Source organism: Alsobacter sp. SYSU BS001988, from assembly GCF_054796215.1.
Genome location: NZ_JBTAMK010000069.1, coordinates 1 through 330, shown reverse-complemented (window position 1 = coordinate 330; position 330 = coordinate 1). Strand labels below are relative to the sequence as shown.

General features: G+C 74.2%; 1 protein-coding gene. It reads left to right on the top strand.

Annotated elements, in window-relative coordinates; genetic code table 11:
* Window positions 1-330: recombinase zinc ribbon domain-containing protein (locus ACYVO7_RS25835; RefSeq protein WP_460452625.1), on the top strand; the 330-nt coding region annotated here is incomplete at both ends.

Genomic DNA, 330 nt, shown 5'->3' with positions numbered 1-330 from the left:
CAAGGCGAAGGAGCGTCAGGGCGAGGTGCGCTCTCGCGGCGGCGGCCAACCCGGGAGCGACGCCGCCCTGAACGCCACGCACCGGGCGCGCTTCCTGCTGTCGGGCCTGCTGCGCTGCGGCTGCAGCGGCGGCGGCTACACGGTCATCGGCAAGGACCGCTACGGCTGCGCGACGCGCCGCCAGAAGGGCGCCTGCGACAACGGCCGCACCATCACCCGCCAGGAGATCGGGAGCCGGGTGCTGGCCGGCCTCAAGGAGCGCCTGCTGGCGCCCGATCTCGTCGCCGCGTTCATGACGGCGCTGCAGGGCGAACTGACCAGGGAGCGCAC